Annotated in this window: 13 protein-coding genes and 3 tRNA genes; 9 read left to right on the forward strand and 7 right to left on the reverse strand. The window is 65.2% G+C overall.

Annotated features, from left to right (window positions below; translation table 11 throughout):
* Positions 1 to 94: 94 nt before the first annotated feature.
* The 3 genes from HT136_RS14435 to HT136_RS14445 all read right to left on the reverse strand — a co-directional run bounded on the left by HT136_RS14435 (position 95) and on the right by HT136_RS14445 (position 2,133).
* A tRNA-Pro gene (locus tag HT136_RS14435) sits at positions 95 to 171 on the reverse strand.
* Between the two features lie 85 nt (positions 172 to 256).
* Positions 257 to 1,792, reverse strand: coding sequence for a methyl-accepting chemotaxis protein (locus HT136_RS14440; protein WP_214200510.1), 1,536 nt, complete (start codon positions 1,790 to 1,792; stop codon positions 257 to 259).
* Positions 1,789 to 2,133 (reverse strand): hypothetical protein, encoded by a 345-nt coding sequence (locus tag HT136_RS14445; RefSeq protein ID WP_214200511.1) that lies wholly within the window; start codon positions 2,131 to 2,133, stop codon positions 1,789 to 1,791. The genes HT136_RS14440 and HT136_RS14445 overlap by 4 nt, the downstream gene beginning before the upstream one ends.
* Before the next feature lie 155 nt (positions 2,134 to 2,288).
* Here HT136_RS14445 and thyA point away from each other — a divergent pair, with 155 nt between their 5' ends.
* From thyA to HT136_RS14480, 7 genes are all read left to right on the forward strand, one after another.
* Complete coding sequence (gene thyA / locus HT136_RS14450) at positions 2,289 to 3,269, forward strand: thymidylate synthase (RefSeq protein WP_214200512.1); 981 nt, start codon at positions 2,289 to 2,291, stop codon at positions 3,267 to 3,269.
* Positions 3,270 to 3,404: 135 nt separating this feature from the next.
* On the forward strand, positions 3,405 to 4,745 hold the full coding sequence (locus HT136_RS14455; protein WP_246543732.1) for a thiamine pyrophosphate-dependent enzyme: 1,341 nt from the start codon (positions 3,405 to 3,407) through the stop codon (positions 4,743 to 4,745).
* Positions 4,742 to 5,794 carry an alpha-ketoacid dehydrogenase subunit beta gene (locus HT136_RS14460; protein ID WP_246543733.1) on the forward strand — a complete coding sequence of 351 codons (1,053 nt, stop codon included), beginning with the start codon at positions 4,742 to 4,744 and terminating at the stop codon, positions 5,792 to 5,794. Before HT136_RS14455 ends, HT136_RS14460 begins: the two co-directional genes overlap by 4 nt.
* Before the next feature lie 5 nt (positions 5,795 to 5,799).
* On the forward strand, positions 5,800 to 7,086 hold the full coding sequence (locus HT136_RS14465) for a dihydrolipoamide acetyltransferase family protein (RefSeq protein WP_214200513.1): 1,287 nt from the start codon (positions 5,800 to 5,802) through the stop codon (positions 7,084 to 7,086).
* A gap of 214 nt (positions 7,087 to 7,300) precedes the next feature.
* A tRNA-Asp gene (locus HT136_RS14470) sits at positions 7,301 to 7,377 on the forward strand.
* A 99-nt stretch (positions 7,378 to 7,476) separates the two neighbouring features.
* A tRNA-Asp gene (locus HT136_RS14475) sits at positions 7,477 to 7,553 on the forward strand.
* Positions 7,554 to 7,658: 105 nt separating this feature from the next.
* Positions 7,659 to 8,975: an Hsp70 family protein gene (locus tag HT136_RS14480; protein ID WP_214200514.1), complete on the forward strand. Its 1,317-nt coding sequence runs from the start codon at positions 7,659 to 7,661 to the stop codon at positions 8,973 to 8,975.
* Between the two features lie 28 nt (positions 8,976 to 9,003).
* Here HT136_RS14480 and HT136_RS14485 read toward each other — a convergent pair whose 3' ends face one another.
* The 4 genes from HT136_RS14485 to HT136_RS14500 all read right to left on the reverse strand — a co-directional run bounded on the left by HT136_RS14485 (position 9,004) and on the right by HT136_RS14500 (position 10,540).
* On the reverse strand, positions 9,004 to 9,219 hold the full coding sequence (locus HT136_RS14485) for a DUF2842 domain-containing protein (protein WP_214200515.1): 216 nt from the start codon (positions 9,217 to 9,219) through the stop codon (positions 9,004 to 9,006).
* 1 nt (position 9,220) lies between these two features.
* Entirely contained in the window at positions 9,221 to 9,829 is a 609-nt protein-coding gene (locus tag HT136_RS14490) for a 5-formyltetrahydrofolate cyclo-ligase (RefSeq protein WP_214200516.1), read from the reverse strand.
* 154 nt (positions 9,830 to 9,983) lie between these two features.
* On the reverse strand, positions 9,984 to 10,325 hold the full coding sequence (locus tag HT136_RS14495; RefSeq protein ID WP_214200517.1) for a cell division protein ZapA: 342 nt from the start codon (positions 10,323 to 10,325) through the stop codon (positions 9,984 to 9,986).
* A complete protein-coding gene (locus tag HT136_RS14500; RefSeq protein ID WP_214200518.1) occupies positions 10,322 to 10,540 on the reverse strand; it encodes a hypothetical protein in 219 nt (72 codons plus the stop codon). The genes HT136_RS14495 and HT136_RS14500 overlap by 4 nt, the downstream gene beginning before the upstream one ends.
* Positions 10,541 to 10,742: 202 nt before the next feature.
* On the opposite strand from HT136_RS14500, the gene tkt reads away from it, so the two are divergent.
* Both tkt and gap read left to right on the forward strand, forming a co-directional pair.
* Positions 10,743 to 12,731, forward strand: a complete 1,989-nt coding sequence (tkt, locus tag HT136_RS14505; RefSeq protein ID WP_214200519.1) for a transketolase — start codon at positions 10,743 to 10,745, stop codon at positions 12,729 to 12,731.
* Positions 12,732 to 12,745: 14 nt separating this feature from the next.
* Positions 12,746 to 13,753: a type I glyceraldehyde-3-phosphate dehydrogenase gene (gene gap, locus HT136_RS14510; protein WP_214200520.1), complete on the forward strand. Its 1,008-nt coding sequence runs from the start codon at positions 12,746 to 12,748 to the stop codon at positions 13,751 to 13,753.
* Positions 13,754 to 13,787: the final 34 nt, after the last annotated feature.

A 13,787-nucleotide genomic window follows, 5' to 3' on the forward strand; every position in this document is an offset into this window, starting at 1 on the left:
GGAGGGGCTAAGCGGCAATGCAAAGGGGCCCTTGGGTCCATCGCGGCAAGATGCTTTCGCGATGGACCCAAGGGCCCTCAAGTATTTGGAATAATGGTCGGGGAGAGAGGATTCGAACCTCCGGCCCCTGCCTCCCGAAGACAGTGCTCTACCAGGCTGAGCTACTCCCCGACCGATGCTGGAACGCCGAAGCGTCCCGGGGCAGGAGCGCGCCTATATAGGGCGATTCTTCAGGTGGCAAGGGCCGATTTCGACTTTATGCCGCGCGGCGCAACGAACCCAGGCTTTCCCCGCCTTCCTGGGCGGTAACGCGAAAGTGCGTGACGAGCCGCGCCATGGCTTCCGCCTCGCTGGAAAGGTGCCGCGCGGCTGCGGTTCCTTCCTCGACCATGGCCGCGTTCTGCTGCGTCGCCGAATCGAGACGCGCGACGCGCTCGTTGATTCGGCCGATTTCGGAGGCCTGGTCCTGTGAGACCGAGGCGATGCGTTCGATCGCCTCGTTGATCTCGGCGATGCCCGAAACGATCGTCATGAGCGATTCGCCCGATTGCCCGACCAGCTTGACGCCGCGCGAGACTTGCTCGGTGGATGTGCTGATCAAGGCCTTGATATCGTTCGCGGCGTCGGCCGAACGCTGGGCGAGAGCGCGCACTTCGGTGGCGACCACCGCAAAGCCCTTGCCTGCCTCGCCGGCCCGGGCCGCCTCGACGCCCGCGTTGAGCGCCAGCAGGTTGGTCTGGAAGGCGATGCCATCGATGAGCGCGATGATCTTGCCGATCTCGTCGGCCGAGCGCTCGATCTCGCTCATTGCGAAGACGGCGCTTTCGACGACCTCGCTTCCGGTGAGCGCGTCGCTGCGGGCCTTTGCGACGTTACCTTGCAGTTCGTTCGCCGAGGAGGCGTTGTCGGACACCGTGACGTTGAGTTGGCGCAGCGTATTGGCGATGTCCTCCAGGGTCGAGGCCTGTTGCTCGGTGCGCAGGGCCAGGTCGTCGGTCGCGGTCAGGATTTCGAGTGAACCGGTCTCGATCTGGTTGGCCGACTGGGTCACGTCGCGCACGATGCGGTCGAGGTCGGTGGCGGCGGTGTTGAAGTCGCCGCGCAATCGGTCGTAGCTGGGCGGGAAGGCGCTGGTGAGCCGCAAGGACAGGTCGCCGCTGGCCAGCGAGCGCAAACCCTGTCCGATCTGCTCGATCACCACGCGCTGGTTTTCGGCGGCGAGCCGGCGTTCCTCGGCGGTGATCTCCTCGGCGCGTTCGCGGGCATTCTGTGCGGCGGCCTGCTCGACGACCAGCACCTCGAAGTTGCGCGCGATCATGTAGAGGACGGCGGTCTCGGCCACCACGATCACCGCGTGGACGATGACCCGGCCGATGTCCGACCCGTCGGGGAACACCAGCGAAGGCGCGATCAGGTTGGTCGAGAGGTGATGGACGGCGGTGACGCCGGCGGCCAGGACGACCGGGCGCCAGTCCGCCAGCAACATGAGCATCGCGATCGCGGCGAAGAAGATCATGTGCAGGTCGAGCATCCAGTGATGTCCGGTCCACTGCCAGAGCATGATGGCCGGGTAGAGCGGGTAGGCGAAGCCGAGTGACAGGCGTGCCTGCAACCCTTCGGAGCCGCGAAAGGTCAGCATCGTGGGGACGATCGAGACCGCCACGGCCAGAACGAGAGGCAGAAAACCACTGCCGGCGAGAAACGTCGAAACGGCGATGAGGAAAACGCAGATCCATCCGATTGCGACCAGGCTTGCAGCGCCTTTGCGGCGCAATTCGTCGAGTTCATTCATGATCTTTGGGCCATCTTGTTCTTGGGAGGAGTACCGCAGAGAAATTCGGGAACGGCGAAGAGCAGCGCACCGCTGCGCAGGGCCGCGCCCGAAACGTTGTGATCGGGAAGGCGCAGGAAGAACGCGCCGCGATAGGGGCCGGGCGCGAGAAGTGCGGCCCCTTGCGCGCGCGCCCAGGCGATCGTCCCCGCCGCGCTCCTGGCGCCGATCGGAAGGTAGAGCGCCGTGCCGCCGTCGACCGGGGACAGGGCCATGAGCAGGACGCCCGTCGCGACGAACCCCTGGAGGGCCAGTGGCCCCTTAAGCCAATGTCGTATCGTCTTCGTGTCTCGAGCCTTCATGCGCGTCGTCTAGCGTACGGGGCACTTCAACGGCCCCAAAGGGCCGCTATGGGGCAACCCTTAGACCGCACGCGCGATTTGATGACGCGTCCGCCAATGCCCCGGTCGGGGCAAATGGGTGGCCCCGGACGAACGATGTTTGTAGGACCTGAGGCATGGAATCGATTCTCGCTCCCGCTTCGCCCACCGCCGCCGTTTCGACGCCGGACTCCGGATCACGGCATTGGGAGTGGCAATACCTCGATCTCATGCGGCACATCTGGGAAGCGGGCGATGAACGGATCGATCGCACCGGGGTGGGAACGCGTTCGGTGTTCGGCGCCACGATCCGTTTCGATCTCGCCGGCGACGCGATGCCCTTGCTCACCACCAAGCGGGTCTACTGGAAGACCGCGACGCGCGAGCTGCTCTGGTTCCTTACCGGTGACACCAACATCCGCGCGCTCTGCGCCCAGAACGTGCAGATATGGACCGACTGGCCGCTCGATCGCTACCGCCGCGAGACTGGCGAGGACATCAGTCGCGAGGCCTTCTCGCAGCGCATCGTGGAGGATGCGGCTTTCGCGAAAGCGTGGGGCGATCTGGGGCCTGTCTACGGCAAGCAGTGGGTCGACTGGCCGACGTACCAGGCGGTGGGCGAGGGTCTCTATCGGCAAGGGCCGGGGATCAACCAGGTTGCGCAGGTGGTCGAGAGTCTGCAATCCAATCCGGGTAGCCGGCGCCACATCATCGAGGGCTGGAACGTGGCCGAGCTCGACGCGATGGCACTGCCGCCCTGCCACAAGACCTACCAGTTCCACGTCGCCGACGGACGCCTCTCGTGCCTGCTCTACCAGCGCAGCTGTGACCTGGGCCTCGGCTTCGCCTTCAACATGTGGTCGCTCGCTGCGCTTACGCGAATGATGGCGCAGCAATGCAACCTTGAGCCCGGTCACGCCGTTTGGACGGGAGGTGATGTCCATCTTTACCTCAACCACGGCGAACTGGTGGAGGAGCAGTTGGCTCGCGAGCCCGAAGGCGGCGCCACACTGACTTTCGCGCGCAAGCCGGCTTCGATCTTCGACTATGGAATCGAGGATTTCCGGGTCGAAGGCTATGCGCCCCAGGGCCACATCGCGGCCCCGGTCGCGGTCTGAGCGGGAGCCTTACGAGGTCTGATTGACATTGCCACGGTTTGAAATATTATGACTTAACCGTGGAATTTTGATGCACTGCAGCGAATAAGCGCAGGCGCCTGTTCTCACGGTCCGTATTTGGCGGGAGAGAACACGATGGTCGATCACAAGGCATCAGGCAGCATGGCGCGCGGCAACCTGCCGCCGCTCGAGATGCACGTGCCCGAACCCCGCTTCCGGCCGGGCGATCCGGTCGATTATTCCTGGCTCGACATTCCGCCCGCCGGGGCCTTGCCGCGCTTCGACGAGGCTTGCGAGGCCCGCGACACGCTTCCCGCGACAATGGGCATGATCCGCGTGCTCGACGAGGAACACGCGGCGGTCGGCCCCTGGGACCCGCGTCTCGATGCGGAAACCTTGCGGCGGATCTTGCGCACGATGGCGCTGACCCGGGCCTTCGATGACCGGATGTACCGCGGCCAACGCCAGGGCAAGACGAGCTTCTACATGAAGTGCACGGGCGAGGAGGCGGTTTCGGTTGCCCACGCCTTCGCGCTCGCCGGCGATGACATGGTGTTTCCCAGCTATCGCCAGCAAGGCATTCTGATCGCGCGCGACTACCCGCTCGTGGAAATGGTCAACCAGATCTATTCGAACCGTGCGGACCGGCTGAAGGGGCGCCAGCTCCCGATCATGTACTCGGCGCGCGATTACGGCTTCTTCACTATCTCGGGCAATCTTGCGACGCAGTTTCCGCAAGCGGTCGGCTGGGCCATGGCGAGCGCGATCAAGGGCGACACCCGCATCGCGACGAGCTTCGTGGGCGAGGGTTCGAGCGCGGAAGGCGACTTTCACGCGGCCATGACCTTCGCGGCGGTCTACAACGCGCCGGTCGTCCTCAACGTCGTCAATAACCAGTGGGCGATCTCGAGCTTCTCCGGGTTCGCGGGCGCCGAGCGCTCGACGTTTGCGGCGCGCGCGGTGGGCTATGGCATCGCGGGGCTTCGCGTCGATGGCAACGACGCGCTCGCGGTCTATGCGGCGACGCAGTGGGCCGCCAACCGCGCGCGGGCCAACAAGGGTCCTACGCTTATCGAGCACTTCACCTACCGCGCCGAAGGGCATTCGACTTCGGACGATCCGGGCGCCTACCGCTCGGCGCACGAGCGCGAGGAATGGCCGCTCGGCGATCCGGTGATGCGCCTTGCACGCCATCTCATTGCGCTGGGTGAATGGGACGACGAACGCCACGCCGCGATGGACCGCGAAGTGGCCGAGGAGGTCCGCGCGGCGGCCAAGGAGGCGGAAAAGAACGGCATTCTCGGCCACGGCTTCCACCATCCGTTCCACACGATGTTCGAGGACGTCTTCGAGGAGCTGCCGTGGAACCTGCGCGAACAGGCCGAACAGGCCATTCGCGAGCGCGCGACGAAATGGCCCGATCGCGCGCCGCCAGGCACGGAGGAAAAGGCCAGGGAACGGGGAGAGGGCGCATGATCGAGGAAGAAGCGGTGAGCCTGCACGAGAGCCCGGCGCGCGCGATGAACATGATCGAGGCGATCAACGATGCGCTCGGCATCATGATGGGGCACGACCCCGACGTCGTCGTCTTCGGCGAGGACGTGGGCTATTTCGGCGGGGTGTTCCGCGCTACCGCCGGACTCCAGGCGAAGTACGGCAAGACCCGCGTGTTCGACACGCCGATCAACGAATGCGGCATCATCGGCGCGGCGGTGGGCATGGCGGCCTATGGCCTGCGCCCTGTGCCCGAGATCCAGTTCACCGACTATATCTATCCCGGGCTCGACCAGCTGATCTCCGAGGCGGCGCGGCTGCGCTACCGCTCGGCGGGCGAGTTCACCGCGCCGATCACGGTCCGCTCGCCGTTCGGGGGCGGCATCTTCGGCGGCCAGACGCACAGCCAGAGCCCCGAGGCGCTGTTCACCCATGTCTCGGGCCTCAAGACGGTGATCCCGTCCACCCCCCACGACGCCAAGGGCCTGCTCATCGCCGCGATCGAGGACAATGATCCGGTCATCTTCTTCGAGCCCAAGCGGATCTACAACGGGCCCTTCGACGGCTATTACGACCACCCGAGCAAGACCTGGAAGAACCACCCCGGCGGCCAGGTTCCCGAGGGCTACTATTCCATCCCGCTCGGCAAGGCGCGCAAGGTGCGCGAGGGGCAGGCCATGACCGTGCTGGTCTACGGCACCATGGTCCACGTCGCGGAGGCGGTGCTCGCAGAAAAGGGCGTCGATGCCGAGATCCTGGACCTTCGCACACTCTGGCCACTCGATATCGAGGCTGTGGAGAAGTCTGTCGAAAAGACGGGGAAATGTCTCGTGATCCACGAGGCGACCCGCACTTCGGGCTTCGGTGCCGAACTCGTCAGTCTCGTCCAGGAGCGCTGCTTCTACCACCTCGAAGCCCCGATCGAGCGCGTGACCGGTTTCGACACGCCTTATCCCCACAGTCTCGAATGGGCCTATTTCCCCGGCCCCGTACGCATCGGCGAAGCGGTCGATCGCCTGATGAAGGAGTGATCCCCATGGGACGTTACACATTCCGCCTGCCCGACATCGGGGAAGGCATCGCCGAAGCCGAGATCGTTGCCTGGCATGTTGCTGTGGGCGACCGGGTCGAGGAGGACGGTCGTCTCGCCGACATGATGACCGACAAGGCCACGGTCGAGATGGAAAGCCCGGTTTCGGGCGTCGTGGTCGAAGTGGCGGGTGAGACCGGCGATACGATCGCGATCGGCGCGCCGCTGGTCGTGATAGAAATCGAGGGGGAAGTTGAGGAAGACGACGCTCACATTGGGGCCGCGGATGCGGAGCCGGTGGCTGCGGTTGCGGTCGAGCCTGTCGCCACGCGCGACCCCGAAGTCGAATCGGTAGCCCCGACGCCGGCAACTCCGACGCCATCTGTCCCGGCATCACCAAAGGTTGCGCCGAGCCCTTCGTCCAGGGTCATGGCCAGCCCCGCCGTACGCAAGCGCGCGGCGGACCTGGGCATCGCCTTGTCCGAGGTGCGCCCCGCCAAGGATGGACGCGTGCGCCACGGCGATCTCGACGCCTTCCTGTCCTACAACGCGGGCGGCGGCTTCCAGCCGGTCGCGGCGAAGGGGGCGGACGAGCAGGTCCGGGTCATTGGCCTGCGCCGCCGGATCGCGGAGAACATGGCCGCGTCCAAGCGGCACATTCCGCACTTTGCCTATGTCGAGGAATACGACGTGACCGCGCTCGAGGAAACGCGGGCACAGCTCAACGAAGGGCGAGGGGACCGGCCAAGGCTGACCATGCTCCCGTTCCTGATCGCGGCGATCTGCAAGCTTCTTCCGCGCTACCCGATGCTCAACGCGCATTACGATGACGAGGCCGGTGTGGTGACGCGCTATGGATCGGTCCATTTGGGAATGGCCGCGCAGACGCCGTCGGGGCTCATGGTCCCGGTCATCCGTGACGCGCAGGGGCGCAACTTGTGGCAGCTCGCCGCCGAGATCCGGCGCCTTGGCGACGCCGCACGCGAGGGCAAGGCCACGTCGGCAGAGCTGTCGGGCTCGACGATCACGGTGACCTCACTCGGGCCGATGGGCGGCGTTGCGACGACGCCCGTGATCAACCGCCCCGAAGTCTGCATCATCGGCCCCAACCGCATCGTCGAACGGCCGATGTTCGTGAAAGGCGCCGACGGCGTCGAGCGGATCGAGAAGCGCAAGACGATGAACATCTCGATGTCCTGCGATCACCGGGTGGTCGATGGGTGGGACGCGGCGAGCTTCGCGCAGGATCTCAAGAAACTGATCGAGGCGCCTGCGCTGATTCTGGTCGGCTGAACCGGGAAAAATGCAGGCCGGAAAGGGCGCTCGGCACGGCGCGCGGGATGCCTGAACGGACCTGGCTGTGGATATCATGACGGATTTCTGCGGCTCTCGGGGGGAGGGGGAAGCAAAGGGCACAAAAAAATGAAGGTGTCCGTGCAATCCAGTTGACAGGCCCGGCTCCCTGTCATAGTTGCGCGGCTCCCAAGCGGACGCACCGCCCAAGTATGCGGGTGTAGCTCAGTTGGTTAGAGTGTCGGCCTGTCACGCCGAAGGTCGCGGGTTCGAGTCCCGTCACTCGCGCCACTTGGGAGATGCTTCGTTCCTGCCTCGTGCAGGACGGGGTTTTCCGGGAAACCGGAGGAAAATTAAGGGGTCGGTTCGCCGGCCTTTTTTAATCGCTGCGCGGGTGTAGCTCAGTTGGTTAGAGTGTCGGCCTGTCACGCCGAAGGTCGCGGGTTCGAGTCCCGTCACTCGCGCCACTTCCTCACCGAAGTGGCCATGCAACGCGCAAGAGGCCGGGGTAACACCCGGCCTTTTTCCTTTTCGGCCTGATATTTTCCGTTTCTGCAAGAGGATGCCCTGCGATGGCCTCGTTCGCGAATCAGACCCTGGGAATCGACTTCGGCACCACCAATTCGGTCATGGCGCTTTCGGGCAGCGAGACTTCGGCGCAGATGATCCGTTTCGCCGCGCCTTCGGGTGACAGCTCGGTGTTCCGCTCGGCCTTGTGCTTCTGGCAGGAGGAAGGTGTGCGCGGCGGCCTTGCGCATGAAGCGGGGCCCTGGGCGATCGAGGAATTCCTGGAATACCCGCAGGGTTCGCGCTTCATCCAGTCGTTCAAGTCGGTTGCCGCCAATCCCGCCTTCGAGACCGCGGGCATCTTCGAGAAGCGCTTCCGCTTCGAAGAAATGGGCGAAGTGTTCCTCCAGCATCTCCTGGGCCATGCGGGCGATGCCCTTGGCGAGTTGCCCGAGCAGGTCGTGGTTGGCCGTCCGGTGCGCTATGTCGGCGCGCGCGCCGACGCCGCGCTGGCGCGCACGCGCTACGATGCGATGTTCAAGGCGCTCGGCCGTCCGGTGCACTATGTCTACGAACCGGTCGGTGCCGCGTTCAGCTTCGCCTCGCGCCTGTCCGATCCCGCCACGCTGATGGTGGCCGACTTCGGCGGGGGTACCAGCGACTTCTCGATCGTGCGTGTCGAGGCGCCCGGAACCGCGCAGCGGTGCACGCCGCTTGCCGCGGCGGGGATCGGTCTTGCCGGCGATCGCTTCGACTTCCGGATTATGGATCACCTCGTTCTGCCGCAGCTGGGCAAGGGCGGTACTTACCGCTCGTTCGACAAGGTGCTCGAGATTCCGCCAGGCCACTTCACCGATTTCGGAGACTGGTCGCGGCTCGCCATGATGCGCAACAAGCGTACGCTCGAGCAACTCAACAAGCTGAAGCAGAGCGCGACTGACCCGGCCGCCATCGCGCGGATGATCGCGGTCGTCGAGAACGAGCTCGGTTTCGGACTTTACGAAGCGGTCGGCGCGCTCAAGAAGGCGCTGTCGGGTGACGAACATGCTACCCTCGATTTCGAGAGCGAGGACTTGCACATCCACGCCGAGGTCAGCCGCGCCGACTTCGAGAGCTGGATCGCGCCCGACCTCGCGCGCATCGGCGAAACCGTGGACGAAGCGCTAGCCAAGGCCGCGCTCGCGCCTTCGGACATCGATCACGTTTTTCTCACCGGTGGTTCGTCGCTGATTCCGGCCGTGCGCGCGCTGTTCGAGGCGCGTTTTGGCGAGGAGCGGCTGGCGAGCGGGGACGAGCTGACCTCGATCGCCCATGGTCTGGCGATGATCGGTCAGTCGGGCGATCTGGCGCAGTGGTCGGCGGACGATACGTCGGCGGGTTGATCCGTCCGGAGGGCCAGAACGGCGGCAGCTAGCCCCAGCGACCCGTTTCCATCCAGATAAGGTAGCGCTTGAGCGGGAAGATCCACACGATCCCGAGCACGATGTAGACTGGCATCTGCAGCAGAGCGTGCCACTGCGCGATCATGGGATGGACGTAGCGCGCGATGAGCAGGCCGTAGACCAGAAGCGCAGCGAAAAGCGCCAGCACGCCCACGGGAATGCGCCAGGTTGGTGTCTCGCGCATGTCAGTCCATTGCCCCATGATAGATGCGCGTGGGCGTGACCACGGCGCTCAGCGGCTGGTCGTGGCCCTCGATCGGAAGTTCCTCGGCCAACTGGCAATCCCAGGCAAGACCGATGGCGCGCGTGCCGGGGTGCGAGGCGAGCCAGCGGTCGTAATGCCCGCCACCTTGTCCGAGCCTATGGCCTTCCTGCGTAAAGGCGATGAGCGGGACGATCACGACTTCGGGCGCTGCGAAGTTGGCCATGCCGCTCGGCTGGAGCATGCGGTAGGGGCCTTCTTCCAGTTCGCCATCGTCGAAAGGGTTGTCCCAGGTCCGGAATTCCATCGCCGAACTGCGCGAGGCGAAGCGGGGCAGGGCGACCTCCCGGCCGTTCTCCGCAAGCCAGCGTGCCCAGCCGAGCGAAGGGGCCTCGGCTCCCAGCGGATAATAGAGGCCGACCGCGCTGCCGTGGGGGATCATCTCGACGACGGGGGCAGGTGGGCGATTGAGGATCAGCGCGCGCAAGTTCTGCGGCAGCGCATCGACATGCTCGGCCCGCGCCTCGCGGAAGGCCTTGCGCAAAAGCGCTTTCCTGCCGGTCAGGGAATTGGGGGGTGACGGGTCCACCATGGGTCGTTTTCCTAGAAATCCTCTGACGCCTCAACGTCAGGTGGGGACCATGTGCGTCGGACCACGGTCCGGGCAGGGACAGCCCCCTTGGATTGCTTATAGCCTCAGGGATGTTCGAACGGCTCGTGCCGGGCAGATCCCGTCATAGGCCTAATTAGAGATCGTTGGCCTCGCCCTCAAGTGGGCATTCAAGAAGCTGGGCAAGTTTTTCCATCGTTTCGGCGATACGCAGCAGGCGTTGGGTGTCCCGCGACGCGTCGGGCGCTGGCGCGGGCGGGGTCGGGGGCAGCTTGCCGGCGCGTTTCAATTCGTCGTTCTCGTCGGCGAGCAGCAGCGCTGCGAAGAGGAGCATGCGTGCCTCGGACAGGCCGCGCGCCTTGGCGGCGACCACTTTACTCTCGATGGCTTCGCCGAGCAGGCGGATGTGGTCTTCCTGGCCCGGCGTGCAGCCGACGACGAATTCGCGCCCGCCGATCGTGAGGCTGACGTTGTTCATGGCGCGCTGCGTGCAATGAGCGTGTCGAGTTCGCCGAGCGTGCTTTCGACCGTCGCGCGCAAGGCAAGGTGACGACGGGCAAGGGCGTCGTGCGTGTTGATCCGATGCTCGGCAGCAGCTTCGAGCCGGGTAAGCGCCGCCTCGAGCCGCGCGATGGCCGCCGCGTGCGGATCGGCGCCCTCGTCCTTGCCCCTGACGGGATCTGTCTCTTCCATGGATTTGTGGCTAGAGCACTGTCGTCATAACGCAATCGCCAAGGCCGAATTGTTCACAACGGCATAGATACACTGAAAGAGTAATCGGTCGGGTGGAGGCACCAATTCGCGGGAGCTGAACTTGACGCGAAGCGGGCTCGCCCTAAAGGGGGTCGGCAAGTTCGAATCACAGTGTAATAATCCGTTTTCCGGAGCCCGTCTGATGACCCTTGCCCCCGATCGTCTCGCCCCGATGGCCAACGCCATTCGCGCGCTTTCCATGGACGCGGTCCAGGCAGCGAATTCGGGCCACCCCGGCATGCCGATGGGCATGGCCGACGTGGCCACGGTTCTCTATGCCAAGTACCTCAAGTTCGACCCGAAGAGCCCCAAGTGGGCCGACCGCGACCGCTTCGTGCTGTCGGCGGGGCATGGCTCGATGCTGATGTACTCGCTGCTCTATCTGACCGGCTACGAGAGCCCGACGATCGACGACATCCGCAATTTCCGCCAGATGGGCAGCCCCTGTGCGGGCCACCCCGAGAACTTCCTGCTCGAAGGCGTCGAATGCACCACCGGCCCGCTGGGCCAGGGCGTGGCGATGGCGGTCGGCATGGCGATGGCCGAGCGCCAGCTCAATGCCACCTTCGGTGACGAACTCGTCGATCACAACACCTGGGTGATCGCGGGCGACGGCTGCCTCATGGAAGGCATCAACCACGAGGCCATCGGCCTTGCCGGCACGCTGGGGCTCGGCAAGCTCAAGGTCCTGTGGGACGACAACGACATCACCATCGACGGCAAGACCGGCCTGTCGACCTCGGAAGACATCCCTGCGCGCTACCGCGCCTCGGGCTGGGACGTGTTCTCGTGCGACGGTCATGATTTCGCCGACATCGAGCGCGCGCTGGGCGAAGCGGCCGCCTCGGACAAGCCCTCGCTCGTCGCCTGCAAGACGATCATCGGCAAGGGCGCGCCCAACAAGCAGGGCGGCTCGGGCGTCCACGGTTCCGCACTCGGTGATGCCGAAGTCGCTGCCGCCCGCGAATTCCTGGGCTGGAGCGCCGAGCCCTTCGTCGTGCCCGACGAGATCCTTGCCGACTGGCGCTCGCTGGGTGCCAAGGGTGCCGAGGCCCGCGAAGCCTGGGAAGCGCGCAAGGTGTCGCACCCCGAAGCTGCCGAATTCAGCCGTCGCATGGCTGGCGAGCTGCCCGAGTCCGACGATGTCGCCCAGACCTTCGCCGGCTGGCTTGAGGGTGACAGCAAGATCGCCACGCGCAAGGCTTCGGAAAACTGCCTCAACGTGCTGGCGCCCGCGCTGCCCGAGATGATCGGCGGCTCGGCCGACCTTACCGGCTCGAACAACACCAAGGCCAAGTGCCAGGAACCGTTCACGGCCGACAACTACGCGGGCCGCTACGTCTACTACGGCATTCGCGAGTTCGGCATGGCCGCGGCGATGAACGGCATGGCGCTGCACGGCGGCGTGATCCCCTACGGCGGGACGTTCCTGATCTTCTCGGACTACTGCCGCAACGCGATCCGTCTCTCGGCTCTGCAGCAGGTCCGCGCGATCTACGTGCTGACCCATGACAGCATCGGCCTTGGCGAGGACGGCCCGACCCACCAGCCGGTCGAGCAGGTCATGTCGCTGCGCCTGATCCCCAACCTCTACGTGTTCCGCCCGGCCGATGTGATCGAGACGGCGGAATGCTGGAACATCGCGGTGCAGAGCCAGGACACGCCTTCGGTCCTGGCGCTCAGCCGCCAGAACCTGCCGCAGCTGCGCACGTCGGGCGAAATGCTCTCGGCGCGCGGCGCCTACACGCTGCGCCACGCCAAGGCCGACCGCAAGGTCATCCTCATCGCCACCGGTTCCGAGGTCGAACTGGCCTGTGCGGTGCGCGACGAACTCGAAGCCCAGGGCATCGGCGCGGACGTCGTCTCGATGCCGTGCATGGAGCTCTTCGAGGCGCAGGAACAGGCCTACAAGCACGAGATCCTGCCGCACGACCCTTCGATCCTGAAAGTCTCGATCGAGGCGGGCTCGACGCTGGGGTGGGAACGCTACACCGCGATCAGCCGCAACGGCGGCCTCAACATCGGCCTGGACCGTTTCGGCGCGTCGGCCCCGGCCGAGGATCTTTTCGCACGCTTCGGCTTCTCGGCCGAATCCATCGTGCCCAAGATTCTCGATAAGCTCAGCGTCTAAGAGGAGATTTGCATATGGCGACCAAGGTTGCGATCAACGGTTTCGGACGTATTGGGCGGCTTGTCGCTCGCGCCATTCTCGAGCGCCCCGACTGCGGTCTGGAACTGGTCTCGATCAACGATCTGGCCGACACCAAGTCGAACGCTCTCCTCTTCGGCTTCGACACCACCCACGGCCGTTTCCCCGGCACCGTGGAAGCGGGTGAAGGCAAGATCACCGTCAACGGCAAGGACATCATCGTCACCGCCGAGCGCGATCCCGCCAAGCTGCCGCACGCCGCGCAGGGCATCGACATCGTTCTGGAATGCACCGGCATCTTCCAGTCGAAGGAAGCCTCGCAGCCGCACCTCGATGCCGGTGCCAAGCGCGTGCTGATCTCGGCTCCCGCCACCGGCGTCGACAACACCGTCGTCTTCGGCGTGAACCACGAGAGCCTGACCGCCGACCACATCGTCGTGTCGAACGCCTCGTGCACCACCAACTGCCTGGCGCCCGTCGCCAAGGTGCTGAACGACACCGTGGGCATCGAGCGTGGCTTCATGACCACGATCCACTCGTACACCAACGACCAGCGCATGCTCGACCAGATCCACAAGGACCTGCGTCGCGCCCGTGCGGGTGCGGCCAACATGATCCCGACCACCACGGGTGCTGCCCGTGCGGTCGGCCTCGTGCTGCCCGAACTCAAGGGGAAGCTCGACGGTTCGTCGGTGCGCGTGCCGACCCCCAACGTCAGTCTCGTCGACCTGTGCTTCGTCCCCAAGAAGGACACCACGGTCGAAGAGATCAACGCTGCGCTCAAGGCCGCTGCCGAAGGTCCGATGAAGGGCGTGCTCGCCTATACCGACCAGCCGCTGGTTTCCTCGGACTTCAACCACTACCCGGCCTCGTCGACCGTCGACAGCCTGGAAACGGCGGTCATGGAAGGCAAGTTCGTGCGCGTCGTCTCGTGGTACGACAACGAGTGGGGCTTCTCGAACCGCATGCTCGACACCGCTGGAGCGATGGCGAAGTTCCTCTGAACGTGAATGGGGCGACAGGCACTCTGGTGGGCAT

This window comes from Novosphingobium profundi, assembly GCF_018491765.1.
Taxonomy (GTDB): domain Bacteria; phylum Pseudomonadota; class Alphaproteobacteria; order Sphingomonadales; family Sphingomonadaceae; genus Novosphingobium; species Novosphingobium profundi.

Coding starts and splice junctions, on each gene's coding strand:
- HT136_RS14440 (WP_214200510.1), bottom strand. CDS start 1,792: ATGAATGAACTCGACGAATTGCGCCGCAAAGGCGCTGCAAGCCTGGTC.
- HT136_RS14445 (WP_214200511.1), bottom strand. CDS start 2,133: ATGAAGGCTCGAGACACGAAGACGATACGACATTGGCTTAAGGGGCCA.
- thyA (WP_214200512.1), top strand. CDS start 2,289: ATGGAATCGATTCTCGCTCCCGCTTCGCCCACCGCCGCCGTTTCGACG.
- HT136_RS14455 (WP_246543732.1), top strand. CDS start 3,405: ATGGTCGATCACAAGGCATCAGGCAGCATGGCGCGCGGCAACCTGCCG.
- HT136_RS14460 (WP_246543733.1), top strand. CDS start 4,742: ATGATCGAGGAAGAAGCGGTGAGCCTGCACGAGAGCCCGGCGCGCGCG.
- HT136_RS14465 (WP_214200513.1), top strand. CDS start 5,800: ATGGGACGTTACACATTCCGCCTGCCCGACATCGGGGAAGGCATCGCC.
- HT136_RS14480 (WP_214200514.1), top strand. CDS start 7,659: ATGGCCTCGTTCGCGAATCAGACCCTGGGAATCGACTTCGGCACCACC.
- HT136_RS14485 (WP_214200515.1), bottom strand. CDS start 9,219: ATGCGCGAGACACCAACCTGGCGCATTCCCGTGGGCGTGCTGGCGCTT.
- HT136_RS14490 (WP_214200516.1), bottom strand. CDS start 9,829: ATGGTGGACCCGTCACCCCCCAATTCCCTGACCGGCAGGAAAGCGCTT.
- HT136_RS14495 (WP_214200517.1), bottom strand. CDS start 10,325: ATGAACAACGTCAGCCTCACGATCGGCGGGCGCGAATTCGTCGTCGGC.
- HT136_RS14500 (WP_214200518.1), bottom strand. CDS start 10,540: ATGGAAGAGACAGATCCCGTCAGGGGCAAGGACGAGGGCGCCGATCCG.
- tkt (WP_214200519.1), top strand. CDS start 10,743: ATGACCCTTGCCCCCGATCGTCTCGCCCCGATGGCCAACGCCATTCGC.
- gap (WP_214200520.1), top strand. CDS start 12,746: ATGGCGACCAAGGTTGCGATCAACGGTTTCGGACGTATTGGGCGGCTT.